The 25,573-nt window shown below is 31.9% G+C and carries 24 protein-coding genes and 2 tRNA genes; 10 read left to right on the forward strand and 16 right to left on the reverse strand.

What is annotated here, in order from left to right; translation table 11 throughout:
- Window positions 1–151 precede the first annotated feature (151 nt).
- Both tatC and ACKGJY_RS08660 read right to left on the reverse strand, forming a co-directional pair.
- The gene (gene tatC, locus ACKGJY_RS08655; protein WP_413973485.1) at window positions 152–970 is read right to left on the reverse strand and encodes a twin-arginine translocase subunit TatC; all 819 of its coding nucleotides are present in this window, start codon (window positions 968–970) and stop codon (window positions 152–154) included.
- The gene (locus ACKGJY_RS08660; RefSeq protein ID WP_413973751.1) at window positions 970–1,887 is read right to left on the reverse strand and encodes a KpsF/GutQ family sugar-phosphate isomerase; all 918 of its coding nucleotides are present in this window, start codon (window positions 1,885–1,887) and stop codon (window positions 970–972) included. Before ACKGJY_RS08660 ends, tatC begins: the two co-directional genes overlap by 1 nt.
- A gap of 253 nt (window positions 1,888–2,140) precedes the next feature.
- On the opposite strand from ACKGJY_RS08660, the gene ACKGJY_RS08665 reads away from it, so the two are divergent.
- Complete coding sequence (locus ACKGJY_RS08665) at window positions 2,141–4,345, forward strand: RecQ family ATP-dependent DNA helicase (RefSeq protein ID WP_413973486.1); 2,205 nt, start codon at window positions 2,141–2,143, stop codon at window positions 4,343–4,345.
- Between the two features lie 156 nt (window positions 4,346–4,501).
- Here ACKGJY_RS08665 and ACKGJY_RS08670 read toward each other — a convergent pair whose 3' ends face one another.
- Both ACKGJY_RS08670 and ACKGJY_RS08675 read right to left on the reverse strand, forming a co-directional pair.
- Entirely contained in the window at window positions 4,502–5,353 is an 852-nt protein-coding gene (locus ACKGJY_RS08670; RefSeq protein WP_413973487.1) for a hypothetical protein, read from the reverse strand.
- Between the two features lie 322 nt (window positions 5,354–5,675).
- Entirely contained in the window at window positions 5,676–6,407 is a 732-nt protein-coding gene (locus tag ACKGJY_RS08675) for a DUF3800 domain-containing protein (RefSeq protein WP_413973488.1), read from the reverse strand.
- Between the two features lie 232 nt (window positions 6,408–6,639).
- Between ACKGJY_RS08675 and mazG the strand changes: the two genes are divergently transcribed.
- Both mazG and ACKGJY_RS08685 read left to right on the forward strand, forming a co-directional pair.
- On the forward strand, window positions 6,640–7,413 hold the full coding sequence (gene mazG, locus ACKGJY_RS08680; protein WP_413973489.1) for a nucleoside triphosphate pyrophosphohydrolase: 774 nt from the start codon (window positions 6,640–6,642) through the stop codon (window positions 7,411–7,413).
- A 2-nt stretch (window positions 7,414–7,415) separates the two neighbouring features.
- Window positions 7,416–7,976, forward strand: a complete 561-nt coding sequence (locus tag ACKGJY_RS08685; protein ID WP_413973490.1) for a TlpA family protein disulfide reductase — start codon at window positions 7,416–7,418, stop codon at window positions 7,974–7,976.
- 28 nt (window positions 7,977–8,004) lie between these two features.
- Here the strand turns inward: ACKGJY_RS08685 and ACKGJY_RS08690 are convergent, their stop codons facing one another.
- The 5 genes from ACKGJY_RS08690 to ACKGJY_RS08710 are packed head-to-tail and all read right to left on the reverse strand — an operon-like array spanning window position 8,005 to window position 12,867.
- A complete protein-coding gene (locus ACKGJY_RS08690) occupies window positions 8,005–9,147 on the reverse strand; it encodes a lycopene cyclase family protein (protein ID WP_413973491.1) in 1,143 nt (380 codons plus the stop codon).
- Window positions 9,148–9,153: 6 nt separating this feature from the next.
- Complete coding sequence (locus ACKGJY_RS08695; RefSeq protein WP_413973492.1) at window positions 9,154–9,606, reverse strand: beta-carotene hydroxylase; 453 nt, start codon at window positions 9,604–9,606, stop codon at window positions 9,154–9,156.
- A gap of 8 nt (window positions 9,607–9,614) precedes the next feature.
- Window positions 9,615–10,454 carry a phytoene/squalene synthase family protein gene (locus ACKGJY_RS08700; RefSeq protein ID WP_413973493.1) on the reverse strand — a complete coding sequence of 280 codons (840 nt, stop codon included), beginning with the start codon at window positions 10,452–10,454 and terminating at the stop codon, window positions 9,615–9,617.
- A 5-nt stretch (window positions 10,455–10,459) separates the two neighbouring features.
- Complete coding sequence (locus ACKGJY_RS08705; RefSeq protein WP_413973494.1) at window positions 10,460–11,920, reverse strand: phytoene desaturase family protein; 1,461 nt, start codon at window positions 11,918–11,920, stop codon at window positions 10,460–10,462.
- A 44-nt stretch (window positions 11,921–11,964) separates the two neighbouring features.
- Window positions 11,965–12,867, reverse strand: coding sequence for a MerR family transcriptional regulator (locus ACKGJY_RS08710; RefSeq protein WP_413973495.1), 903 nt, complete (start codon window positions 12,865–12,867; stop codon window positions 11,965–11,967).
- 244 nt (window positions 12,868–13,111) lie between these two features.
- Between ACKGJY_RS08710 and ACKGJY_RS08715 the strand changes: the two genes are divergently transcribed.
- Window positions 13,112–15,349, forward strand: coding sequence for a tetratricopeptide repeat protein (locus ACKGJY_RS08715; protein WP_413973496.1), 2,238 nt, complete (start codon window positions 13,112–13,114; stop codon window positions 15,347–15,349).
- A gap of 199 nt (window positions 15,350–15,548) precedes the next feature.
- Here ACKGJY_RS08715 and ACKGJY_RS08720 read toward each other — a convergent pair.
- Both ACKGJY_RS08720 and ACKGJY_RS08725 read right to left on the reverse strand, forming a co-directional pair.
- Window positions 15,549–15,634, reverse strand: a tRNA-Leu gene (locus ACKGJY_RS08720).
- A gap of 59 nt (window positions 15,635–15,693) precedes the next feature.
- Window positions 15,694–15,766, reverse strand: a tRNA-Lys gene (locus ACKGJY_RS08725).
- A 139-nt stretch (window positions 15,767–15,905) separates the two neighbouring features.
- On the opposite strand from ACKGJY_RS08725, the gene ACKGJY_RS08730 reads away from it, so the two are divergent.
- Window positions 15,906–16,427, forward strand: a complete 522-nt coding sequence (locus ACKGJY_RS08730; protein WP_413973497.1) for a shikimate kinase — start codon at window positions 15,906–15,908, stop codon at window positions 16,425–16,427.
- Here the strand turns inward: ACKGJY_RS08730 and ACKGJY_RS08735 are convergent.
- Window positions 16,419–16,922 (reverse strand): phosphoribosyltransferase family protein, encoded by a 504-nt coding sequence (locus ACKGJY_RS08735; protein ID WP_413973498.1) that lies wholly within the window; start codon window positions 16,920–16,922, stop codon window positions 16,419–16,421. The genes ACKGJY_RS08730 and ACKGJY_RS08735 overlap by 9 nt on opposite strands.
- A gap of 30 nt (window positions 16,923–16,952) precedes the next feature.
- Window positions 16,953–17,324, reverse strand: coding sequence for an RNA-binding S4 domain-containing protein (locus ACKGJY_RS08740; protein ID WP_413973499.1), 372 nt, complete (start codon window positions 17,322–17,324; stop codon window positions 16,953–16,955).
- Between the two features lie 82 nt (window positions 17,325–17,406).
- On the opposite strand from ACKGJY_RS08740, the gene ACKGJY_RS08745 reads away from it, so the two are divergent.
- Entirely contained in the window at window positions 17,407–18,384 is a 978-nt protein-coding gene (locus ACKGJY_RS08745) for an FKBP-type peptidyl-prolyl cis-trans isomerase (RefSeq protein WP_413973500.1), read from the forward strand.
- Between the two features lie 93 nt (window positions 18,385–18,477).
- Here ACKGJY_RS08745 and ACKGJY_RS08750 read toward each other — a convergent pair whose 3' ends face one another.
- From ACKGJY_RS08750 to ACKGJY_RS08760, 3 genes are all read right to left on the reverse strand, one after another.
- Window positions 18,478–19,113: an outer membrane beta-barrel protein gene (locus ACKGJY_RS08750; protein ID WP_413973501.1), complete on the reverse strand. Its 636-nt coding sequence runs from the start codon at window positions 19,111–19,113 to the stop codon at window positions 18,478–18,480.
- A gap of 142 nt (window positions 19,114–19,255) precedes the next feature.
- Complete coding sequence (locus ACKGJY_RS08755) at window positions 19,256–20,209, reverse strand: transketolase family protein (protein WP_413973502.1); 954 nt, start codon at window positions 20,207–20,209, stop codon at window positions 19,256–19,258.
- Between the two features lie 19 nt (window positions 20,210–20,228).
- On the reverse strand, window positions 20,229–21,074 hold the full coding sequence (locus tag ACKGJY_RS08760) for a transketolase (protein WP_413973503.1): 846 nt from the start codon (window positions 21,072–21,074) through the stop codon (window positions 20,229–20,231).
- Between the two features lie 164 nt (window positions 21,075–21,238).
- Here ACKGJY_RS08760 and tgt point away from each other — a divergent pair, with 164 nt between their 5' ends.
- The 4 genes from tgt to ACKGJY_RS08780 all read left to right on the forward strand — a co-directional run bounded on the left by tgt (window position 21,239) and on the right by ACKGJY_RS08780 (window position 25,552).
- The gene (gene tgt / locus ACKGJY_RS08765) at window positions 21,239–22,369 is read left to right on the forward strand and encodes a tRNA guanosine(34) transglycosylase Tgt (RefSeq protein ID WP_413973504.1); all 1,131 of its coding nucleotides are present in this window, start codon (window positions 21,239–21,241) and stop codon (window positions 22,367–22,369) included.
- Between the two features lie 39 nt (window positions 22,370–22,408).
- Window positions 22,409–23,485 (forward strand): LptF/LptG family permease, encoded by a 1,077-nt coding sequence (locus tag ACKGJY_RS08770; RefSeq protein WP_413973505.1) that lies wholly within the window; start codon window positions 22,409–22,411, stop codon window positions 23,483–23,485.
- A gap of 131 nt (window positions 23,486–23,616) precedes the next feature.
- The gene (locus ACKGJY_RS08775; RefSeq protein ID WP_413973506.1) at window positions 23,617–24,531 is read left to right on the forward strand and encodes a DMT family transporter; all 915 of its coding nucleotides are present in this window, start codon (window positions 23,617–23,619) and stop codon (window positions 24,529–24,531) included.
- A 67-nt stretch (window positions 24,532–24,598) separates the two neighbouring features.
- Window positions 24,599–25,552, forward strand: coding sequence for an acetyl-CoA carboxylase carboxyltransferase subunit alpha (locus tag ACKGJY_RS08780; RefSeq protein ID WP_413973507.1), 954 nt, complete (start codon window positions 24,599–24,601; stop codon window positions 25,550–25,552).
- Window positions 25,553–25,573: the final 21 nt, after the last annotated feature.

The following is a 25,573-nucleotide window of genomic DNA, read 5'->3' on the forward strand; positions in this document are numbered from 1 at the left end:
AATATTTTTAGGTTGAATTACTAACTATGGCAGGTAAACCCGCGCTAGGGATTGCAGAGGAAAGCCCACAGCCCGACGTAGGAGGTGCGAGGACTTGTAACGTAAAGCCCGACCCTTGTGGTAGCGCCCAAAAAAATGGTGTTTAATGATACTATGCTTTTGCTTTTTTTCGTTGCCCTCTAACTACTAGTTTAGAAATGTAAATACTTACTTGGTATAGTACTAAAACGGGTATGGCTACTATAATTTGGCTAGTAATATCTGGTGGTGTTATAATTGCCGAGAGTATTAAAACGATAACTAATGCGTATTTTCTATATTTTCTAAGAAATTCTGGTGTTACTACCCCAACTTTAGTTAGGAAATATATGATGATGGGCAACTCGAATATGATACCAGATGCTAATACTGATGACCTTACTAAGCCTATATAGGAGCTGATATCTATTTGATTATCTACTTTGCTAGAGATACTATAATTTGCTAAAAAGTTAATGGATAGTGGGCAAATTATGTAGTAACCAAAAAGTACACCTAAGAAAAATAGTAGTGATGATATTACGATAAAGCCGCGTGAATGTTTACGCTCATTGGCATGCATTGCTGGACTTATAAAGCGCCACAATTCGAAAATTACGTAAGGGAATGCTATGATGAATCCTGCTAAAACGGCTGTCCAAATATCGGCAGAGAATTGTCCTGCCATGGTACGGTTTTGTAAAATTAAGGGTATTTTATCACCACAAAATGAGGTTTCTACGTTTATAAAATTGGCACATTTACACAGTAAATCGTAGGTTGGAAAACTCATTTCTAAGGGGGCGAAAATGATTTCATCAAAAATGAATCGGCTAGATATAAATGCCACAGTGCCTATTATTACTACTGCTAGTATAATACGTATTAAATGCCAACGTAATTCTTCTAGATGGTCTAAAAACGACATCTCGTTTACAGCTTTTTTTGCCATTATATAATTCCTTCTTTAACTAAATCGTGTAAATGAATAACACCAGCATATTTGCCATTGTCTTCAACCAATAATTGTGTGATACCAAAGGTTTCCATAAGCTCTTTAGCATCAACTGCCATGGCGTTAGGCGAAATTCGCTTTGGGTTTTTACTCATAATATCCTTTGCGGTAAGCGCAGAAAAATCATCAGTTTTACTTAACATTCTACGTAAATCGCCATCAGTTACCACGCCTAAAATGGTATTATTTTCTACAACTGCGGTAACACCTAGTAATTTTTCGGAAATTTCAACAATAACTTCTTTGATACTAGAATTGGGTGTTACTTTAGGTTTTTGGTTTACAGATGATATATCGTTTACTCTTAAGTATAATCTTTTACCTAAAGCACCGCCAGGGTGGTATTTTGCAAAATCTTTACTAGAAAAGCCTCGTTTTTCAAGCAAACATACCGCAAGTGCATCGCCAATAACTAATTGCGCCGTGGTACTTGTGGTTGGTGCTAAGTTGTTTGGGCAGGCCTCTTTTTCTACATAAGCATTTAGAACAAAATCTGCTTGCTTACTTAAAAAGGAATCTACATTACCTGTTATTGCTATCATTTTATTTTTAGCACTTTTTATTAAGGGTACAAGTACTTTAATTTCTGGGGTGTTTCCGCTTTTAGAAATACAGATAACAACATCGTCTTTTAAAATTAACCCTAAATCGCCATGAATAGCATCTGCCGCATGCATAAAAATTGCAGGCGTACCCGTAGAGTTTAGTGTTGCTACTATTTTACTAGCAATTATAGCACTTTTTCCAATACCAGTAATAACTACACGTCCTTTAGAGTTAAAAATAAGATCTACAGTATTTGCAAAATTAGCATCAATTAATGTTGATAAATTTAAAATGGCTTTAGCCTCCATTTCTATGGTTTGTTTTGCCACTTTGATAATACTTGCTTTGCTACTCAAAATTTATGTGTTTTTAATGATATTGTGCTCAATTAAAGATTTTGTTATCTTTATCGATAGCCAATTTAAAATTTTATCGTAAATTCAAATTTCGTTTACAAAACTAACGAAAAAAAGAATGAGGGCTCTCTATATATGTTGCTAAATTATTAGCTTATAAGGGCAACGTATGATAATTAATTAGTAAATAAATTTTAAAAGTTTTATGTCTATCGCAAAAGTAGATTTGCACGATGCATTAAAAAAGTATTTCGGATTTAATAAGTTTAAAGGACTTCAAGAAGCAGTTATAAAAAGTATTTTACAGGGTAATCACACATTTGTGATCATGCCAACAGGAGGTGGTAAATCTCTATGTTATCAATTGCCAGCGTTAATGGAAGAGGGTACAGCTATTGTAGTGTCTCCACTTATTGCCTTAATGAAAAATCAGGTTGATGCTATCCGCGGTATTTCTAAAGAAGATGGTGTTGCACATGTTTTAAACTCCTCTCTTAATAAAACCGAAGTAAAACGTGTTAAAGAAGATATTACAAATGGAGTTACAAAATTATTGTACGTTGCTCCAGAATCTCTTACTAAAGAAGAAAATGTAGAGTTTTTACGGACTGTAAAAATCTCTTTCATGGCTGTAGATGAAGCCCATTGTATTAGTGAGTGGGGACATGATTTTAGACCAGAATACCGTAATTTAAGACATATTATTGGTAGAATAGGCGATAATATTCCAATTATTGGTTTAACGGCAACTGCTACGCCAAAAGTACAAGAAGATATTATAAAAAACTTGGGTATTTCTGGCGCTACAACATTTAAGGCTTCATTTAATAGACCTAATTTGTATTACGAGGTACGCCCAAAAACAAAACAAGTAGATGTAGATATTATTCGATTTGTAAAACAAAACGAAGGGAAATCTGGTATTGTATACTGTTTAAGCAGAAAGCGTGTAGAGGAGCTAGCTCAAGTATTACAAGTAAATGGTGTAAAGGCGGTGCCGTATCATGCAGGTTTAGATGCCAAAACACGATCTAAGCATCAAGATATGTTTTTAATGGAAGATACCGATGTTGTAGTAGCCACAATAGCATTTGGTATGGGTATAGATAAACCAGATGTGCGTTTTGTAATACATCACGATATCCCAAAAAGTATAGAGAGTTACTACCAAGAAACTGGGCGAGCGGGTAGAGATGGTGGCGAAGGCCATTGTTTAGCCTACTATGCCTATAAAGATATAGAAAAGCTAGAAAAATTTATGTCTGGTAAGCCCGTTGCAGAACAAGAAATAGGGCATGCATTACTACAAGAAGTTGTAGCATTTGCCGAAACATCAATATCTAGACGAAAATTTATACTCCATTATTTTGGTGAAGCTTTTGATACCAAAACGGGTGATGGTGGCGATATGGACGATAACGTTCGTAACCCCAAAAAACAGGTAGAGGCAAAAGATAACGCCACACTACTTTTAGGTATTGTAAAAGGTACTAATGCCAAATATAAATCTAAGGATCTAGTAAACGTTATTGTTGGTAAAGAAAATGCACTTATAAACTCACATAAAACCAATGAACAGCCGTTTTTTGGTGATGGTAAGCACGAAGATGCTAAATATTGGATGGCATTATTACGGCAATTACTAGTAGCAGGCTATTTAAGAAAAGATATTGAAACTTATGGTGTTATAAAATTAACTCCAGAAGGCGAAGACTTTATTAAAACGCCACAATCTTTTATGATGACCGAAGATCATGTGTTTGATGAAAATAGTGATGATTCTGGTATTATAACTGCCCAAAAAGGAGGCGGTGGTGTTGCTGATGATAAACTCATGAGCATGCTAAAAGATTTACGAAAAAAGAATGCTAAAAAACTTGGGGTGCCACCGTTTGTTATTTTTCAAGATCCGTCGTTAGAGGATATGGCGCTTAAGTATCCCGTAAACCTAACAGAGTTAAGTAATGTTCACGGTGTGGGAGACGGTAAAGCCAAAAAATACGGTAAAGATTTTGTTACGCTTATTGCCACTTATGTAGAGGATAACGATATTATGCGTCCAGACGATTTGGTTGTAAAATCTACAGGTAGTAACTCTGCAAATAAGCTATATATCATTCAAAATGTAGATAGAAAACTACCGCTAGATGATATTGCATCTTCTAAAGGGATGACCATGGACGACTTTATTAAAGAAATGGAGGTTATTGTGTTTTCGGGTACAAAACTCAATATTAATTATTGGATAGATGATGTTTTAGATGAAGACCAGCAAGAAGAAATTCATGAGTATTTTATGGAATCTGAAACAGATAGTATTGAAGACGCTATAGAAGAATTTGATGGCGATTACGATGATGAAGAACTCCGTTTATACCGCATAAAATTTATCAGTGAAGTGGCTAATTAGTACTGTTTTTTATGGATTGCTGACTGTTGGTTTTGATGGTGGTGGTGTTTGATAGTGTAGAGTTTTGAGTTGGGTTTTTGTTGGGTTTCTTGATGGTATAGTGTAGGGTTTCTTTAGTAGGCTTGAATTAATTGTATTAGATGTTGTGTGCAGTTTTTATTTTAAATCCACATCTAAAAGTTCAAAATTAAACTCAGTTATAGACTCAGCATTTTCATATATGACCTCCATAATGAAATTATTATTCAATTTTGGTTTATAATTTATAAAACTCCAAATTGCTGATTTCGGTCCATTTAATTTTGAAGAAACATAACGTTTTTCATTTTTGGTTGTATCGTCTATGGAAATTGACATAACCTCAAAATTTTCCTTTTCAATATAGAAAAGGATATAATCGGAAACCTTTTTGAGGAATTTGGTTTTTTTGTTTTGCTCAAAGTATTGGCTCAAAGTTTTTAATAACAAAACTTCATTCAATTGGTTTTGATTAATAATTTCAGCAATGTATTTCCTAATTTTTCTTTTTTTCCATTTCAGCTTATGAAGTAAAAATCCATCAATTGGGACAACTTTAATATTATTTGAGTTTTGGGATATAATATTTGAATTGAAAGTCGATTCGTCATTTGAAACCCTAACAATCGAACTTTTTTCTTCACTCGGATTAAATAATCGAAGTGTGCCACTTATTCTTTTGAATTTGTTGACTTGATTTGGAATAGAGTCAAAAACTATAGTATAATTATTATCGTAATTATCTAAATAATCATCACTATAAAACCAGTCTGAAATATATTCTTTCGATTCATCAGTAAATACAGAAGCGTTTCCTAAAAGTTTTATCCTGTTTAAGGAATCTAACTTTACTCCATCTATTTTTATCTGTACATAAACTATTTTGATTGTCGAGTCAGATTCAAGTCTGACTTTATTTAAAGCCACTTCCTGACTTCGAACCTCAAATTGTACAGCTAGAGTAATTATAATTAATAATACGTATTTCATCTATTCGTTCAAATTGCACAACGGCCTCGTATATGAAACGTAGCGTATAAATAGATGCTAACTTTTCGGATTATACACGAGCCGAATTTTTTGTTTTTATGTTTAATTTTATCTTATAAATATAACCAAAAAAAAATTTGGTGTACTTTGTAAATATACAAAAACCTCTCGGAAAGCCTATGTTAGCTATGTTTTATATACGTTGTTGTGTTTTCGTACTTTGCTTTTTTTGGTCAATACATATATATTATGTATATTTGTACTTGGATTGGGCTTTTCCCGGTCGGCATTTTTCCTCGGTCTTTACTGGGGATTTTGTTTTTTATGGGAATACCTTATAACCAAATTTCTTCTTTTCAATTATATCATAAGCTCTATTTACTTGACTTGGTTTTAAATATTTCAGTCCAATTGGTCTAGCTGTTAGGTCAGCTAATTGTAATCCACTAGAATTTGTTTTTTTGTCAGAGATTAAAAATTTATATACCATTTTTCCAAAGTTTATATTTTTATATCCGAACTGTTGATTTTCAGTACAAATTCTCAAAAATTCAAGTTCTAAATCTTTGTCTTCGTTATTTCCCCTTTTTTCAAAAATCAAAGAAATTTCTTTTCCTTCTTGACCGTTATATAATAGTATCTGATTTAGCTTTTCCAAACCGAAGCGTAAACCTAAATGATATGGGTTAAAAGGCTTATTGTATTTCGACATAAGTTTTCTTTTGTCAATAACGATAGGAACAATCTGAAAAGGTATGTTTTCGATAATTTTTGATAAATCTGACATAAAGTTTTCTCTTAATTCTCTGTTAGTTCGCAAAAACTTAAAAGGCTCTTTAGTCTTTCTTATATCTATTTCGTGTAAAACTATTTGGTCGTGCCCAAAATACTTAAATTTAAAACGTTGAAGTTCTGGAACTGCTTGCTCTATGTAATCAGATATTTTAAAACAACAAAAAGTCAAAACAAATATTGGGTAATTATTGTCAATATTTTTCAATCCGTGGTCTCCTGATTCATCTACATAAACAATGTAGTCTCCTTTTTCTGTCATAAATTTTAATCTCTATTCGTATTATTGTGGTATGAAACACAACTTAGATATACATCCACTTCAATACCAAAACAAGTTCAACACAAATAACTTATATCTAAATTTCAACGAATTTAGTTGATTTTTTAGACAAAGTTAAAAGATTTACTATTACAATTTTTTGGCGTAATTATTACTTAGATTACGTGCGATCCAGCTCATCAAAATTGTATTTTTACAAAAACTTTTTAAAATGAATTCCAGAGAAAATCAACTCCAAGCTTTTGATAGATTATTAACCATTATGGACGAGTTACGTGCACAATGCCCGTGGGATAAAAAGCAAACTATGGAAACCTTGCGCCACCTTACCATTGAGGAAACTTATGAGTTGGGAGATGCTATATTGGATAACGATTTAGAAGAAATTAAAAAGGAGTTGGGCGATGTATTGTTACACATTGTATTTTACTCTAAAATAGGCAGTGAAACCAAAGATTTTGATATTGCTGATGTGTGTCATGGTATTTGCGAAAAACTCATTAACAGGCATCCGCATATTTACGGTGATGTTAAGGTTGAAAATGAAGAGGATGTAAAACGTAACTGGGAAAACCTTAAACTTAAAGAAGGTAAAAAAAGTGTGCTAGAAGGTGTGCCTAAAAGTTTGCCAGCATTAGTAAAAGCGAATAGAATACAAGAAAAAGTTGCAGGTGTGGGTTTTGATTGGGAACAGCCAGAACAGGTTTGGGAAAAGGTACAGGAAGAATTAAACGAGCTTAATGATGAAATTAAAGCACAAAACCCCGACAAAATAGAAAGTGAGTTTGGAGATGTGTTATTTTCTATGGTAAATTATGCGCGATTTTTAAATATAAACCCAGAAAATGCCTTAGAACGTACCAATAAAAAATTCTCTAAACGGTTTCAATATTTAGAAGAAAAGGCAAAAGCGCTTAACAAACCATTGGTAGACATGACACTTGCTGAAATGGATGTATTTTGGGAGGAAGCTAAAAAACTATAAACATGAGGTTTAAAAAATCACACTTTAAAAACTTACTTTTTTTGGGTATTGCTGCGTTGTTTATTATACCGCAAACCAGACTGCCTATTCAGGTATTTGTAAATAAAGGTTTGGCATTATTTAGTCCTTCTGTAGCCGATGTATCTGAGCAAGAGCATATAGGAGACGTTAATTGGCAATTAATAGCTAATACTGGAGAAACTTTAAATTTTGAGGATACCAAGGAAAAAGTAGTACTTGTAAATTTTTGGGCGACATGGTGCGCACCATGTATTGCAGAAATGCCCAGTATGCATAAGCTTTACGATGATTATAACAATAAGATAGAATTTGTTTTTATTTCTGGAGAACCATCTAAAACTGTAAATAAATTTTTAGCTAAAAATGAGTATACTTTTAAAGTATACCAACCAGTTACGGCATATCCTGAGGTGTTTCATGTAGAGACCATACCGCGTACATTTTTAATAGACACTAAAGGAAATATAGTTATTGATAAAACAGGAGCTGCCAATTGGAATAGCGATACTGTTAGAGCAACTATAGATGATTTATTAAAATAAAATAATTTTAAGGAAGTTAGTTTTACTGTTACAGTGTCTTAAAAAAAGCTTTTATAAAACTCCAAGAAAAAAGCGACCACATGATTTTTAATTCTTCAGCAAATGAAGATTCTTCATCTAAAAAACGAAACATGGTGTCAATATTATTTTTGCCATAAAATTGTTGAAATAACCATTCTCCTTTATGATTTTCATCTTTTAACACTTTTAAAAACACTTTATCATAAAACTTATATTTACGTTTGAATAAATGCTTTGAAGGTGTTTTACTGGCTTTAATATTTTCAATAATCTTAGCTACCTTAGTTTCGGTATGTTTAAAAGAATATCCAGTTGAGGGTTTTACCCAACCACCGCCAGTACCAATTTTTGTGATGTTTTTAGTGTTATAACTATCAAACGGAAAAGTAGTCATTGGTATATTCCCTTTTTCAGATTCTAAAACCTCATAATTGTTTATGTTTAAATACGTTTTTATATAGTTTTCAATAAACATATCATATACAGCTTCATCAACAACTTTTTCAGTAAAATAAGTGAATTCTATTAGAGCCTCAGTTTTAGAAAATGGGAGTACATAAGTAAATGTAGTTTGCGCACCGTCCTTTAAACGATAATCCATCATTGTAAGCGTATCAACATCAAAAATATCAGTTTTTGATTTTATGACAATACCTTTAAAATGTTGATTTATAGTGATGCTGTTATTCAAATTATAAAAATCATCAGGAACACGACTATCAAAAATATGAGTTGCAGTATACCTGTGTTGTTGTGTTTTTACAATAGTTTTAGGCGTATCAGTAATAGTTGTTACTTTATCAATAATAAAATTGAAGTGCTGTTGTGCTTCTAGTTTTGTTTTAGCATAATTATAAAAATCGATAGCTCTAATCGATTTGTATGTGTATGGCGCTAATACTAAATCTATAGTTGTTTTTGATGTGTTAATTTTTGCCTTTTGCCAAGTTTTATAGGGTAAATCTGCCCATTGCGATGGTTCTTTTTCCCAAAAACTCCAAGTTTTATCATTTGTATTTTTTTCCGAAGGATCAATTAAAGCAATATGTTTATCACTAAAAAAACCATCAGATGCCATTTTAAGCGCCAGTTGTAAACCAGCTAAACCATTTCCTATAATGATGTAATCGAAATGGGAGCGTTCCGCCATTTCGTATTATTTTTTTTTGAAGTATTTAAGCGGCACAAATAACATACCAAAACATTCGCCATCTCCTTTTCCTAAGTGCTTATGATGTATTTTGTGCGCTCTACGAACACCGTGTGCATACCAGTTGTTAACATTTCTAAACATTTTAAAACGCTGGTGTATAAAAATATCGTGTACAAAGAAATAAGAAATACCATAAGCAAAAATACCTAATCCAATAGGTAACCCTGGCCAAAAACTTGTATATCTCCACAACAGGAAGAAACCTATACTTACCACCGCATAGAAAATAAAAAACGTATCGTTACGCTCAAACCAGCTATCGTGGTCTTTATGATGATGGTCTTTATGTAAACTCCACAAAAAACCGTGCATAATATACTTGTGCGTAAACCACGCCATAAATTCCATAAAGGTATAAGTACCTAAAAAAATAAGTATCCAATACAATGTTTGCATAATATAAATTACATTAAATTTAATTGATATTTTACGTAACTGCGTGCTAAGAGCTCAATTTTTTTAGGGTTAGAAACTCTTATGCGCGTATCTTTAATTTGTAGTGCAGGTGTTTTTTTAAGTTTTTTTAGAAGCTGACTGTAATACCGATATGCCATGAAAACACCAAACTTGGCTTCCATTGGTAATCTTTTTATACCACTTAATCCTTTTTCAAAATCACTTTCTATATCGTCAATAATTTGTTGTTTAGAATTTTCATCTAAATTATCTAAATCGATATTAGGAAAGTAGCTTCTATTTAATTCATCAAAATCTGCTTTAATATCTCTCAAAAAATTTACTTTTTGAAATGCCGAACCTAGAGACATTGCTGTGTCTTTCAATTCGTTGTATTTTTCTTCGTCACCCTTAACAAAAACCTTTAAACACATTAAACCCACCACATCTGCAGAGCCATAAATGTAGGCTTTGTATTCTTCATCAGATAAGTAATCTTTTTTAGATAAGTCTAGTCGCATACTATTCATAAATGCATCAACCATACTCTTATCTAAATTATGTTTGTGATAGGTGTACTGAAATGAATTTAAAATAGGATTAAGGCTGATTTTATTTTCGATAGCTTTTTCTAAATCATCCGAAAAGTTATCGAAAAGCGTTTTTTTATCAAAATCGTGAAATGAGTCCACAATCTCATCGGCAAACCTTACAAATCCATAAATATTATAAATATGAGGTCGTATTGAATTTGATAGCATTTTTGTTGCTAATGAAAATGAAGTACTGTAACTTTTAGTTACTACTTTGCTACAGTTGTAAGAAACGGTATCAAATAATGCTTTCATATATACTATTTATGATGTTTATTAATTAGTTGTGCCACTAATTTGCCTGAAATTAGAGACGGTGGTACTCCTGGTCCTGGAACCGTAAGTTGGCCTGTAAAATAGAGATTATCCACTTTTTTACTTTTTAACTTAGGTCTTAAAAAAGCTGTTTGTGATAGCGTATTTGCCATTCCATAAGCATTTCCTTTGTAAGAATTGTATTCTTTAATAAAATCTTTAACACAGAAGGATTTTCTAAATATAATATTATTTACCACATCTTGCCCTGTTAATTTTTCAAATCTAGATATAATAATATCAAAATATTGAGATCTAATCTCATCAGTGTCTTCTATTCCTGGTGCTATTGGTATTAAAAAAAAGCCTGTTTCAGCATCTTTAGGGGCCATTGAAGCATCGGTTACAGAGGGGAAATTGGCATAAAACAAAGGATCTTCTGGCCATTTGGGATTGTCGTAAATCTCTTCTGCATGAGTTTCAAAACTTGTGTCAAAAAATAAATTATGGTGTTCTATATTTTTTAATTTTTTACTAAAGCCTACGTAAAATAATAATGAAGAAGGTGCAAATGTTTTTTTAGACCAATATTTTTCTGAGTATTGTCTATATTTTTCATCTAAAAGTGTTTCAGAATGGTGATAATCTGCACCGCTTAAAACAATATCAAATATTTTAATTTCGCCATTTACAGTTATAGATGTAGCGGTCTTATAATCCACATCAATTTTTTCTACAGGGCTATTGGTATATATTTTAACACCTAAGCTCACTGCCAAAGACGTCATAGCTTTAATAACTTCATACATGCCACCTTTTGGATGCCAAGTACCTAAACCAAAATCGGCATAATTCATAAAACTATAAAAAGATGGTGTATTACTTGGTTTTGCACCAAGAAAAAGTACCGGAAATTCTAATGTGGATATTAACTTAGGGTTTTTAAATTTTTTCCTAACATCGCCGCTTATAGTTTTAAAAAACTGGTCTACACGGGTTGCAGTTTCAGGTGTTACCAATTCAAAAGGAGAAATTCCTGGTTTTAATACTACTTTATTAATGGCGATATTATAATTGGTAGCAGCTTTATTTATAAACTGTCTCAAGGGTTTAGCGCTACCTGGTTCAATACGTTCAAATTCTGAGCATATTTTGTCCATAGTATCACCAATGGTAATAATTTCGTCTTTAAAAAATATCTTGTAAGCAGGACTTAATTTATCTAGTGTGTAATAATCAGAAGTAGATTTACCGAAATCGTTGAAGAATTTCTCAAAAATATCGGGCATCCAATACCAACTTGGTCCTATATCAAAAGTAAAACCTTCTTTTTTTAGTTGTCTAGCACGTCCACCAACAGTGTCGTTTTTTTCAAAGACTGAAACTTCGTATCCATATTGCTTTAAGTAGCAACTTGCAGACAAAGCTGAGAACCCTGAACCTATTATAGCTATTGTTTTTTTCATTGTTTAACAAATATAATTAAAAGTTAAACAAAAAAGAATAGTATTTATAAATCTTTAACTAAATTTTCGATGGAATCGTGAAGTTTTACACGCTCTGGTAATTCAAAATTTTTGTCTAAACCTTGTAACTTTGGCCCTAAAAGTAATAAATCTGTTTTATCATTGTTTAACAATAATTTATCAAATTCAGTGATGTAGTTAGGTATCTCGCTGGCCTCTGGGTTTACAGTAAAATATGATACAAAAGTAATCTCATTAAAAAATTCAAGTACACTAACTAAACTATCCATTGGTACGCTTTCGCCAAGAAAAATGGTATGATATCCTTTGCTTCTTAATTGGTAATTTATAAATAATAGTCCTATATCATGAACCTCGTTGTCGGGTAAATAAAGTATAAAGGTTTTTGATAGTGGCTTAGGCTCTAAACTCTGTAAACGTTCAATATTCAACAAAATCTTTTGTTTCATATGAGACGTTAAAAAATGCTCGTGTGCTGGTGTTATAGTATCGGTTTGCCATAATAAACCTATTTCATTTAAAAGCGGTAAAAACACATCGTAAAAAATATCTTTAAAACTTTTGCTGCTTATCAAGTTGTTATAGGTGTTGTAAAACAGTACTTGATCAAAATTAAGCATTGCTAGTTTAAATGCATTAATAGCGTGATCTTCTACCTTTGCTCTAGATGCTATTTCTCTAACTGTTATAGGAATTTCAGGTTCTGTTAATTTTGCAATTTTTGATATTTTATAACCATTATTGTTTAAAAAAGAAATATTTAATAATTTTTGAAGACTGGCTAAACTATAACTTCTAATATTTGTATCACTTCTATTAGGTTGTAATAACCCGTAGCGTTTTTCCCAAATTCTTATAGTGTGAGCCTTAATACCTGTTAAGTTTTCAAGGTCTTTAATGCTGAAATTAACCTGTATATTGTTCATTTTTTATTCTTTTTCGTTAAACAAAAATACAAATACCGATTGAATAATAGTAGAAAATACTATAAAAGTTTAAAAAATTAACAAATGACTATTTTCACCGATAAATCTCTAGTCTCACAATGTGCTTTTTTTTATTTTTTCACATATTATATTTGCCTCTTAAAACCTTTGTATATAAGAGATTATTAGGTATTTTTGAGTATTAATTTTTTTTATTTTCCTATTAGTTTTACAGTCTTTATACATGAGGTTGCTAATTTTTATTTTAACATCTTTATTGTTTTTTTCATGTAAAAACGAAAACTCGAAGTATGTTGATGCACAGGATATTGAAAAAGAAGTTTTTGTTTCTACTCATTTAATCCCAGATACTCATTTTTTAGGTGACGAAGTGTGTGCATCTTGTCATAAAGAACAATTTAAGGATTGGAAAGGGTCTCACCATGACAAAGCGATGGATATTGCTATTGATGCTACTGTTTTGGGAAACTTTAACAATATTATGTTTAAAAGTCAAGACATAACGTCTCGTTTTTTTAAAAAAAATGGCAGTTTTTATGTAAATACAGAGGGACGAGATGGTGAGTACTACGACTATAAAATTGAATATACATTTGGCGTAGAGCCTTTACAGCAATATATTGTTAAGTTTCCTGATGGGCATTACCAATGTTTAAGAACTGCATGGGATACTGAAAAAAATAAGTGGTTTGATTTGTATCCCGATTTTAAGGTATTACATTCTGAATGGTTGCATTGGTCTCGAGGTGGCTTAAATTGGAATACCATGTGTGCCGATTGTCATTCTACAAATGTTAGAAAAGCTTATAATTTAGATAAACATAGTTATAACACAAAATACGCATTAATTAATGTGAGTTGTGAGGCTTGCCATGGTCCTGGTAAAAGTCATATAGAACGTGTAAATACATTAGGTGAAAATTATACGTTTGGTGGTGATATAAAAATGACGTTTACAACAACACCCAAAGCACTAGTTGATCAATGTGCAAGATGCCACGTAAGACGCGAACAATTTTCTGAATTTTATAATTTTGAAGGTACATTTTTAGATCATTATTTTCCACAATTAATCACAAAGGGTATTTATTATCCTGACGGACAGATTTTAGATGAAGTTTATGTTTATGGTTCGTTTCTTCAAAGTAAAATGTATCAAAATAATGTTACGTGCACAAATTGCCATAATGCACATTCCTTAAAGCTAAAATTTCAAGGTAATAAGCTATGTGCACAATGTCATGATACTAAAGTTTATGACGCACCCTCACATCATTTTCATAAGGTATCTACTGAAGCTTCTCAATGTATTAATTGTCATATGACGGGCAAGTTTTACATGGGTAATGATTATCGAAGAGATCATAGTTTTAGAATTCCTCGCCCAGATTTAAGTTTAAAGTATGGCACACCAAATGCTTGTACACAATGCCATACTGATAAAGATGATGAATGGGCCTGGGAAAACTATAAAAAAACACATGGCACTCCAAAACAAAAACATTTTTCTGAGCTTTTAGCACCTGGCATAACTGGGGATTCTCACGGGTTTCAAAAGTTATTAGAATTATCAAAGGACACAATATACCCAGAAATAGCAAGAGCATCGGCGGTAAGAGCAATGAGTAATTATATGGATGAAAATGCTGTAAATAATATGTTGGCATTTTTAAATGATGATTCGCCTATAGTTCGTGGTGCTACAATTGATGCTTTAAATACTGTAAACTCTACCGACTATGCGCGCTATGTTATGCCTTTACTTAAAGATGAGAAGAGAACGGTTAGAGTAAAAGCATTTATGGCTATAGCGGGTTTAAACGAAATGCAAATACCAAAAGCTTATAAAGACGTTTACAAAAAAGTAAATAAGGAGTTCGAAACACATTTAGAGGTTACGTCAGATTTCACAGGAGGACTAGCAAAAAAAGCGTTGTATTTTGTTAAAAAAGGAGATGATCTAAATGCTATAAAATGGTATGAAAAAGCACTTGAGATTGATAATATGGATAATATGATACGCACTAATCTTGCCAGTTTATATTATAAAAATAATGACTTTACAAAAGCAGAAGCGGCTTTTAAAACTATTATTACACAAGAGCCAGAGTTTGCTCAAACCTATTATTCTTACGGATTATTATTAGCTGAACAAAATAGAGTAGAGGAAGCGATTAAGCAGATGAATTTAGCTATAAAATATATGCCACAAAATATTAGGTTTTACTATAATTTAAGCTTGTTGTATGATAAGGTAAATAAACTAAAACAAGCAGAACAAGTGGCTACTAAAGGTTTAAAATTAGATGCTAATAATGAGAGCTTACTATATGTACTAGCTTACATTTACCAAAAACAAGGTGATGTTGGTAAAGCTAAGAATAGCGCTATGAAGTTGGTGCAATTATACCCAAATAATAAGCAATACCAAAGGTTTTATAAGCAATTAAGTACGCAATAGAAGCTAAAGATTAAGTATATCTATTACTACTAGTTTGAAATTGATTTAAAACTAAAGTTGTATTTAGAAGTTGATTTTACACAAGATAAAAGAAGCATCTTAGAGAGAGAACCTGATAGTATATCTCTTTTTTTGAGTCTTATATTGGGTAACCAATTTATAATAAAAACTTCTCTGTTTAAACGTTTTTTGAGTAAAGTGCACACGAGAAGATTCGAACTTCCACATCCTAAAACGGATACTGGCCCCTCAAGCCAGCGCGTCTACCAATTCCGCCACGTGTGCATTTTTTTTGAGGTAAGCTAAAATAAAAAAAGTTAAGCATAATCGCTTAACTTTTTTTGTGACCAGTCTGGGGCTCGAACCCAGGACCCTCTCCTTAAAAGGGAGATGCTCTACCAACTGAGCTAACTGGTCTAAATAATGTTGCCAACTTATCGTTAGCGGGTGCAAATATATAATGTTTAATTAATAAAACAATACTTTTTTTATATAAATTTTCGTTTTTTTGCAGTGCAATTATCTATGTTTTTAATAATCAATTACAAGCAATAATATGATCATAGTTTTACTCGGGTATATGGGGTCTGGAAAATCTTCAGTTGGAAAAATTTTAGCTAAAAAATTAGACTATAATTTAATTGATTTAGACGATTATATAGAAGAAAAAGAGAATTTATCTGTAAAAGAAATATTTAAAACCAAAGGCGAAATTTATTTCAGAAAAAAAGAAACTGAATATCTAAACGGTTTGTTAAAATTAAAAGAAAATACTGTTTTGGCACTTGGAGGTGGTACGCCTTGTTTTGCAGGCAATATGGAAGCAATTGTTGCAGCAACTAATGCAACATCTATTTACCTTAATGGCTCATTACCTTTTTTGTCAAAAAAATTATTTAAAAAGAAAGCAAAACGTCCATTAATAGCACATATAGAAACAGAGGCGCTTATGTTAGAGTTTATTGGTAAACATTTATTTGAGCGTTCTTATTTTTATAACAAAGCAGAACTTAAAATAGTAACCGACAACAAGAAAAAAGATGAGATTGTTGAAGAGATTATTCTAAAATTATTCTAAAACAACTTGATACGTTTTTCCTTTTAAATTAACCTCTACATGCTCATGCAAAGATGTAGATAGAGAAATGCCTTTAAAATCTGCTTTCACAGGATATTTTTTATGATTTCTGTTAACTAAAACAGCGGTTTTAAATTGTTTTAAAGGTACATTTAAAAAATGCTTTACACTATAAATCAAGGTTGTACCAGAGTTTAAAACATCATCTACAAGCACAATCGATTTATTTGTATAATCGGCAGGTTTTAGGGATGTAGAAATTTCTGAAATGGGATTTGTTTTATCTAAACTAACTTTACAAAGTATCGGGTTAATATCCGAGATACTTTCAAGAGTGGCTTTTAGTTTTTTTGCGAGTATAAAACCATTCTTTTCTATACCTGCAATAACTACTTCATGCTCATCAACGTTGCTCTCGTATATTTGAAATGCAATTCGTTTTATTTTATGCTGAATCTCTTTGTGATTTAAAATAACGTTGTTCTCTAGTTTCATGAAGTTATCATTAAAAATAATCGCTTAAAATTAATCATTTTCAGTATTAAAATCATCAATATCTCGTCTATCTTTTTTAGTAGGCCTGCCAGTGCCTTTTTTTCTATAATAGTCTTTAGAGTATTTTAACAATTCTTGAGCTTCAAATTCTGATTTTGGCGTGGTATCTATTCTGTAAATATCTACAAGTTTTGCAGAAACTCTGTTGGGAGGAATATCATTTACAGTTAATTTATAATTAATTTGATTTTTACGTAATTCAATACTATCAGTAGCATAAACTTCACGACTAGGTTTTACCACAGCACCATTTACTTTAATTTGTCCTTTTTTACATGCCGTTGTGGCAATTGTTCTTGTTTTATAGTATCTAACACACCATAAAAATTTATCTACACGCATACAATTATTGTATAAACTAACGTTAATGTTATTGCACAAGATTGCATTAATATTGTATCTTGCGCCTCAAAAATACGGAATTATGAGTTTAAGGAAAATTGGTTTATTGCTCTTATGTACAATATCTATTTTTATATCATGCGAAAATGATGATGACCTTCAACAATTACCTACCCAAACGATAAGAGATAGAGGCGAACAGCAACTTGCAGACAATATTTCTTTACTAGAATATTTAACCACACATTATTACAATGCTGGAGATTTTGAGGGAAGTACTAATCCTAAAATTGATGATTTAATTATTGGAGAAGTACCAGCAAATGGTGTGCTACCAAACGCAACAGACAGAATATTATATACTGATGATAATGATGATACAAATGATGCAGTACAGGTAATAACAACAACTTTTGCAGAAACTGAATACGAATATTATATCTTAGAATTAAACAAAGGTGGCGGTACTACATCTCCAAATTTTTCTGATAGGGTTAGGGTTGTATATCAAGGTTCTTTACTTGATGGATCAGTATTTGATAGCGCAGTAACACCAGTTGATTTAAATTTAGTTGGTGATGGTGCAACAGTAGCAGGAACTATAAGTGGATGGAGAAAAGTGTTTCCTATGTTTAAAGTATCAGAGTCATTAACCAATAATGGTGATGGCACATTTTCTTTTACCAACCATGGTACTGGCGTTATGTTTTTACCTTCTGGATTGTCTTATTTTGCTAATCCACCAACAAATAGTGGTATACCATTATACGCCCCATTAATTTTTAAATTTGAATTGTTACAAAGCTTTATAGTAGATCATGATAATGATGGTGTACCTAGTTATTTAGAAGATTTAAATAATGATAATGAGTTTATTATTGACCCAGATAACACAGATACTGATGATGATACTGATGGTGATGGCTTACCTGATTATGTTGATGTTGATGATGATGGTGATGGGATATTAACAATAGATGAGGATGAAAATGGAGATGGTAACCCAATGAATGATATAGGGCCAAATGGTTTACCTAGATATTTAGATCCTGAATCATAGAACACAGAATTTTATAAATAATACAAAAACAAAAAGCTCACCATATGATGAGCTTTTTGTTTCTGTAAATGTGTCTTTTAATTACAATTTGGTTTACAGTAATAACGATAAACTTAAAATTAATTGATCTGGTCTGGTATCTAATCTACTTTCAACACTACCTACGTTAGTATTTATAAATGTAGCTTCGTTATTATTAAAACCTCTTTCATACCTTAAATCAATCCCTAGTTTTTTAAAGTTTAAGCCAATACCAAAATTTAAACCTACTGAAAAATCGTTTTCAACATCGTTTATAGTAATACTATCAAATTCAGAATCTAAAATATATTGAAACGATGGGCCTGCAAATACACTAATGGGCCCTAATACTTTAATACCTAATAATACTGGTGCGTCTAACTTAGTTAGTTGAAAACTATCGTTTCTATAATCACTTTTGGTTCTCGTGTAAACTAGCTCTGGACGTAAATAAATATCTTTACCTATTTTTCCGAAAATACCAACATGAAAGCCAATATTTCTATCAGGATTTTCAGCATTAGCGTTAATAGATTCAAAATAATCACCATTTCCATTGTAGTTTAATCCACCTTTTAAACCAAAACCTGCCTGAGTTTGGGCAAAACTAGATAAAGAAAGGAAGGTTAAAGCCGTTAGAAGTAACACAACCTTGATTGAAGAAAATTGTGCTTTTAATTCGTTTTGTAATTCATTTGTTCGTTTCATAATTATTCGTTTTAAGATTTGATGTTTTCTCCATAATCAAAAACGTTGCCAAACGTTAATTATTTTAAGAAATATAGAATAAAACAAAAAGGTTCTCTCAAAAAAATTGAGAGAACCTTTAATATAAGCTAGTACTATTAAATTATTTTCTCTTTAATACGGCCTTTGTTTTTTCTATAATGGCTGCACTATTTAAACCATATTTTTCCATGAGTTGTGCAGGTGTGCCAGATTCTCCAAAAGTATCATTTGTACCAACAAACTCTTGTGGTGCAGGATTATTTGTTGCTAATACTCTAGCAACACTTTCTCCTAATCCACCCAAAACGTTATGCTCCTCAGCAGTAACCACACAACCTGTTTTTGCAACAGATTCTAAAATAGCGGTTTCATCAAGCGGTTTAATAGTATGTATATTTATTACTTCAGCAGAAATACCTTGCTCATGTAAAGCTTTTGAGGCTTCTAATGCTTCCCAAACTAAGTGACCAGTAGCCACAATTGTAACATCTGTACCTTCTGTAAATTTTATGGCTTTACCAATTTCAAATTTTTGATCAGCAGGTGTAAAAATAGGAACAGATGGTCTACCAAAACGTAAGTAAACAGGGCCATCATATTCTGCAATGGCTATAGTAGCTGCTTTCGTTTGATTAAAATCACAAGGGTTAATTACTGTCATTCCAGGCAGCATTTTCATCATACCAATATCTTCAAGAATTTGGTGTGTTGCACCATCTTCACCTAAAGTTAAACCAGCATGCGATGCACATATTTTTACGTTTTTACCTGAATATGCTATAGATTGACGAATTTGATCGTAAACACGACCCGTAGAAAAGTTTGCAAAAGTACCTGTAAATGGTATTTTACCACCAATGGTTAAACCAGCTGCAATACCCATCATGTTAGCTTCTGCAATTCCTATTTGGAAAAAGCGTTCTGGGTTTTCCTTAATAAATTCGTTCATCTTTAAAGACCCAATTAAGTCAGCACAAAGCGCTACCACATTGGGGTTAGTTCTTCCAAGCTCTGTTAAACCTGCACCAAAACCACTTCTTGTATCTTTTTTTTCTGTGTATGTATATGTTTTCATTTTTTTTTAAATAAGTGGTTTAGTAATCGCCTAAAGTTTCTGGGTTTTGCTTTAATCCAAGGGCTAATTGTTCATCATTTGGTGCTTTACCATGCCACGCATGTGTATGCATCATAAAATCTACACCATTACCCATTATAGTTTTAAGTAATACACAAACAGGTTTTCCCTTTCCAGTTTCTGCTTTAGCTTTAGCCATACCAGCCAAAATAGCCTCAAGGTTATTGCCTTCTTCAATTTCTAATACTGTCCAGCCAAAAGCTTCAAACTTACCTTTAATGCTGCCCATAGGTAAAACATCATCGGTAGACCCATCAATTTGCTGTCCGTTTAAATCTATGGTAGCAATAAGGTTATCTACTTTTTTCCCAGCAGCATACATAATTGCCTCCCAGTTTTGTCCTTCTTGTAACTCACCATCACCATGTAATGTATAAACAATATTATCGTCATTGTTTAATTTTTTAGCTTGTGCAGCACCTAAGGCTACAGACATACCTTGACCTAAAGATCCAGATGCTATTCGTATTCCTGGTAAACCTTCATGGGTTGTAGGATGACCTTGTAAACGCGAATTTATAAGTCTAAATGTATTTAATTCTTCAACTGGAAAATAACCAGCTCTTGCCAATACACTGTAGCAAACAGGAGAAATGTGTCCGTTAGATAAGAAGAACAAATCCTCTCCAATTCCATCCATGTCGAATGTATCTTTTCTTTCCATAATTTCGTTGTAAAGTGCAACGAAAAATTCAGTACAACCTAAGGAACCTCCTGGGTGCCCAGAATTTACCTTATGAACTTGTCTTAAGATATCTCTTCTAACCTGAGTACAGATATCTTCTAAGTGTTTAATGTTTGGCATGTTAAGTGATTATTTTTTGCGCCACAAAAATAGGGTATTGAGATAGGTTTACAAACAAAATAAAGTGGTATTTTGAATAAATTTACTAAAGGTTTAAGTAGATTTAATAAGTCTGTTTTTTTTGATTTAAAATATGTAGGTTTGCTTTCTGGTTTATAAGATTTATGAAATTTGAATTAAATACAAAGGATACGCAAAGTAAAGCACGTGCAGGAAAAATAACAACAGACCATGGCGTGATTGAAACGCCTATATTTATGCCTGTTGGCACTGTAGCTTCTGTAAAGGGAGTGCACCAGCGAGAACTAAAGAATGATATAAATCCAGATATTATCTTAGGAAATACCTATCATCTATACTTACGCCCTCAAACAGAAATTATTGAAAAAGCAGGTGGGCTTCATAAATTTATGAATTGGGATAGAAATATTTTAACCGATTCTGGAGGTTATCAAGTATACTCACTTTCTGCTAATAGAAAGATAAAAGAGGAAGGTGTTAAATTTAAATCGCATATTGATGGGAGCTACCATACATTTACCCCAGAAAACGTTATGGAAATACAGCGTAGTATTGGTGCTGATATTATTATGGCTTTTGATGAATGTACACCGTATCCTTGCGATTATAATTACGTAAAACGCTCGATGCATATGACGCATCGTTGGTTGGATAGATGCATCAATCATTTAGAAAAAACACCTTTAAAATATGATTATAAACAAGCTTTTTTTCCAATTGTTCAAGGTGGTACTTATAAAGATTTAAGAATACAATCTGCAGAATACATAGCTAATGCTGGTGCAGTAGGAAACGCTATTGGTGGATTATCTGTTGGAGAACCAGCCGAAGAAATGTATGCTATGACAGAGGTAGTATGCAACGTTTTGCCAGAAGATAAACCCAGATATTTAATGGGTGTTGGCACACCAATCAATATTTTAGAAAATATTGCGTTAGGTATAGATATGTTTGATTGTGTAATGCCAACACGAAATGCAAGAAACGGTATGCTGTTTACCGCACATGGTACCATAAATATTAAAAACAAAAAGTGGGCAGACGATTTTTCTGCTATTGATGATATGGCTATTACTTTTGTAGATACCGAATACAGTAAAGCCTATTTACGTCATCTATTTACAGTAAATGAGTTGTTAGGAAAGCAAATAGCAACTATCCATAATTTAGGATTTTATATGTGGTTGGTTCGCGAGGCAAGAAAGCATATTTTAGCAGGAGATTTTGCCGAATGGAAAAATAGTATGGTAAAACAAATGGATAATAGACTTTAAAATGAAATATACCCTTTTAGAATTTGAGATAGGGAGATTATGAAAATATTAGATTGGTACATATTAAAGCGCTATTTATTCACCTTTTTGATGATGCTTTTACTGTTTATCCCAATAGGAATTACAGTAAATTTAGCTGAAAAAATAGGTAAAATTTTAGATAACGACGTGCCTTTTAATGAAGTGGCGTTATTTTATTTAGATTTTACCATTTATTTTGCAAATCTTCTTTTTCCATTATTTCTTTTTTTATCTGTAATATGGTTTACTTCAAAATTAGCAAATAATACAGAGATTGTTGCGTTTTTAAGCTCTGGTGTTTCCTTTTCAAGATTTTTAAGACCCTATATTTACGGCGCTACAATAACGGCTGCTTTTGCTTTGTTTTTAGGTATGTTTTTAGCCCCCGAAGCGAGTAAAGGTTTTAACGAATTTGATTATAAATATTTTAAAAAAGGTAAGAGCGCAGTTGATGGTAAAAATGTATACCGACAAATAAATGACACTGATTTTATTTATGTGAGCAGTTATGATTCAAAAAATAAATTAGGTCAAAATTTTACTTTAGAGCATTTAGAAAATAATACATTAAAATATAAAATTAGCTCAAAAAGTATTAGATATATTGATAGAGACTCAACCTACAGGTTAATAGATTATGTTAAGCGAAACGTAGGCCCTTTAGGTGATACTTTAGATATAGTAAGACGAAAAGACACATTGTTTTCTTTTGAAGCCGAAGATTTAACTCCAGTAATTTACATAGCAGAAACATTATCTTATCCCGAATTAACCAAGTTTATAAAAAAGGAAGAAGCTAGAGGCTCATCTAATATTGGGCGTTATAAATTGGTGTTATATAGAAAATGGAGTTTACCAGTTTCTATTTTTATATTAACCATCATTGCTGTAGCAGTGTCTTCTATAAAACGTCGCGGTGGTATGGGTGTTAACTTAGCATTGGGTATTTGTATTGCAATGATATTTGTGTTTTTCGACAAAATATTTGGTGTTATGGCACAACAATCCAATTTTCCACCAATAATTGCAGTCTGGTTTCCTAATTTCATATTTGGTATTTTAGCAGTATATCTATTATATAAAGCCAAACGCTAAGTTTTAATATGAAATAGAATATACAGAATTAACGTAGCTGTTTTGTATATTAATTATACCAAAAGCGTAGATATAGTAGTAGCTAAATTGAAGCTTTTTAACGAAGTTTACGCACCAAAGAGTAAGCTAAAATGGATACACTATTTCATATTAAACCTAAACTTAAAAATTACCTTCATTTACATCTTTTAGTTTTTATTGCAGGTTTTACGGCCATTTTAGGAAAAGAAATTTCAATTACAGCAATTCCTCTAGTTTGGTTTCGTATGTCTATGGCAGCAGTTTTAATGTTTCTTTTTATAAAATTTAGAAATATTACATTAAAAATAGATAAAAGGTCAATAATTAATTTATCCTTTGCAGGCATTATCATTGCATTACATTGGATAACTTTTTTTGCAGCCATAGATGCTGCAAATATTTCTATAGCATTAGCAATGTTTTCTACTGGTGCATTTTTTGCATCCATTATAGAACCTATATTTTATAAAAGAAAAATTATAGGCTACGAAATACTATTTGGTATACTAGTAATTATTGGCGTTTTTATCATTACAAAAGGTGAAATAAAATATTTAACGGGGATTTTATTAGGGATTTCATCTGCTTTTTTCTCATCATTATTTGCAGTTTTAAATGGTGTTTTTTTAAAAAAACATTCAGCTACAGTTATTTCTTTTTACGAATTTATTAGCGGTGTGTTATTTATTTCTGTATTTATATTTTTTTTTGAAGGAGGTTTTTCTGTTGATTTTTTTAATATCAGCGCTAAGGATTTTTGGTTATTATTCATTTTAGCATCAATTTGTACTGCTTATGCTTTTATAGCATCTGTGTATGTTATGAAACTTATTAGTCCCTATACTGTTGTGTTAACTTATAATTTAGAACCTGTTTATGGTATTCTAATAGCATTAACATTATATCCTGAGAGCGAAAAAATGAGTGCAGAATTTTATTATGGTGCATTCATTATTATAGGAACTGTACTGTTAAATGGTATTTTAAAAAACAAGCACGTCTTTAAAAGAAAACAAATAAGTTAATTTCTAAAATTGAAACAAAATAATTTCCTTAGTTTTGTGTACTAACTAAAAAATAAATTAAATTCTTATGGAATATTTAGAATTTGAATTACCTATAAAGGAGCTAGAAGAACAACTTCAAAAATGTAAAGTGATTGGAGAGGAAAGTGATGTTGATGTTACCGAAACCTGCGAACAAATAGAGCAAAAGCTAAAAAAAACAACTACAGATATTTATAAAAACATGACGCCTTGGCAACGTGTGCAACTCTCTAGGCATCCTGATAGACCATATACCTTAGATTATATAAAAGCTATTTGCGGTGATTCTTTCTTAGAATTACATGGAGATAGAAGCTTTAAAGATGATAAAGCAATGATAGGTGGTTTAGGTAAAATTGGAGACCAAAGCTACATGTTTATAGGTCAGCAAAAAGGATTTAACACCAAAACACGACAATATAGAAACTTTGGTATGGCTAACCCTGAAGGGTATCGTAAAGCATTGCGATTAATGAAGTCCGCCGAAAAATTTGGTATTCCTGTTGTTACACTACTTGATACTCCAGGTGCTTACCCTGGTTTGGAAGCTGAAGAGCGTGGACAAGGAGAAGCCATAGCTAGGAATATTTTAGAAATGACACGTTTAAAAGTGCCTGTGGTTACTGTAGTAATAGGCGAAGGTGCTTCTGGAGGTGCATTAGGCATTGGCGTTGGAGATCGTGTATTAATGTTAGAAAATACGTGGTATTCAGTAATATCACCAGAGTCTTGTTCATCTATTTTATGGCGTAGCTGGGAATATAAAGAGACTGCAGCAGAGGCATTAAAGCTTACAGCAACAGACATGAAAAAACTTAAGTTAATTGATGCTATAATTAAAGAACCAGTTGGAGGAGCTCATAGAGATAGAGACAAAACATTTAAAAGTATATCTAATGCCATAGAAAAGCATTATGGGGAATTAAAAAACTTATCACCAACAGATTTAGTACATCAACGTATGGAAAAATATTCCAATATGGGAGTTTATAAAGGATAACTCCTTTAAAACCAAAAGCTA

It is taken from the genome of Hyunsoonleella sp. 2307UL5-6, assembly GCF_047345485.1.
GTDB lineage: Bacteria > Bacteroidota > Bacteroidia > Flavobacteriales > Flavobacteriaceae > Jejuia.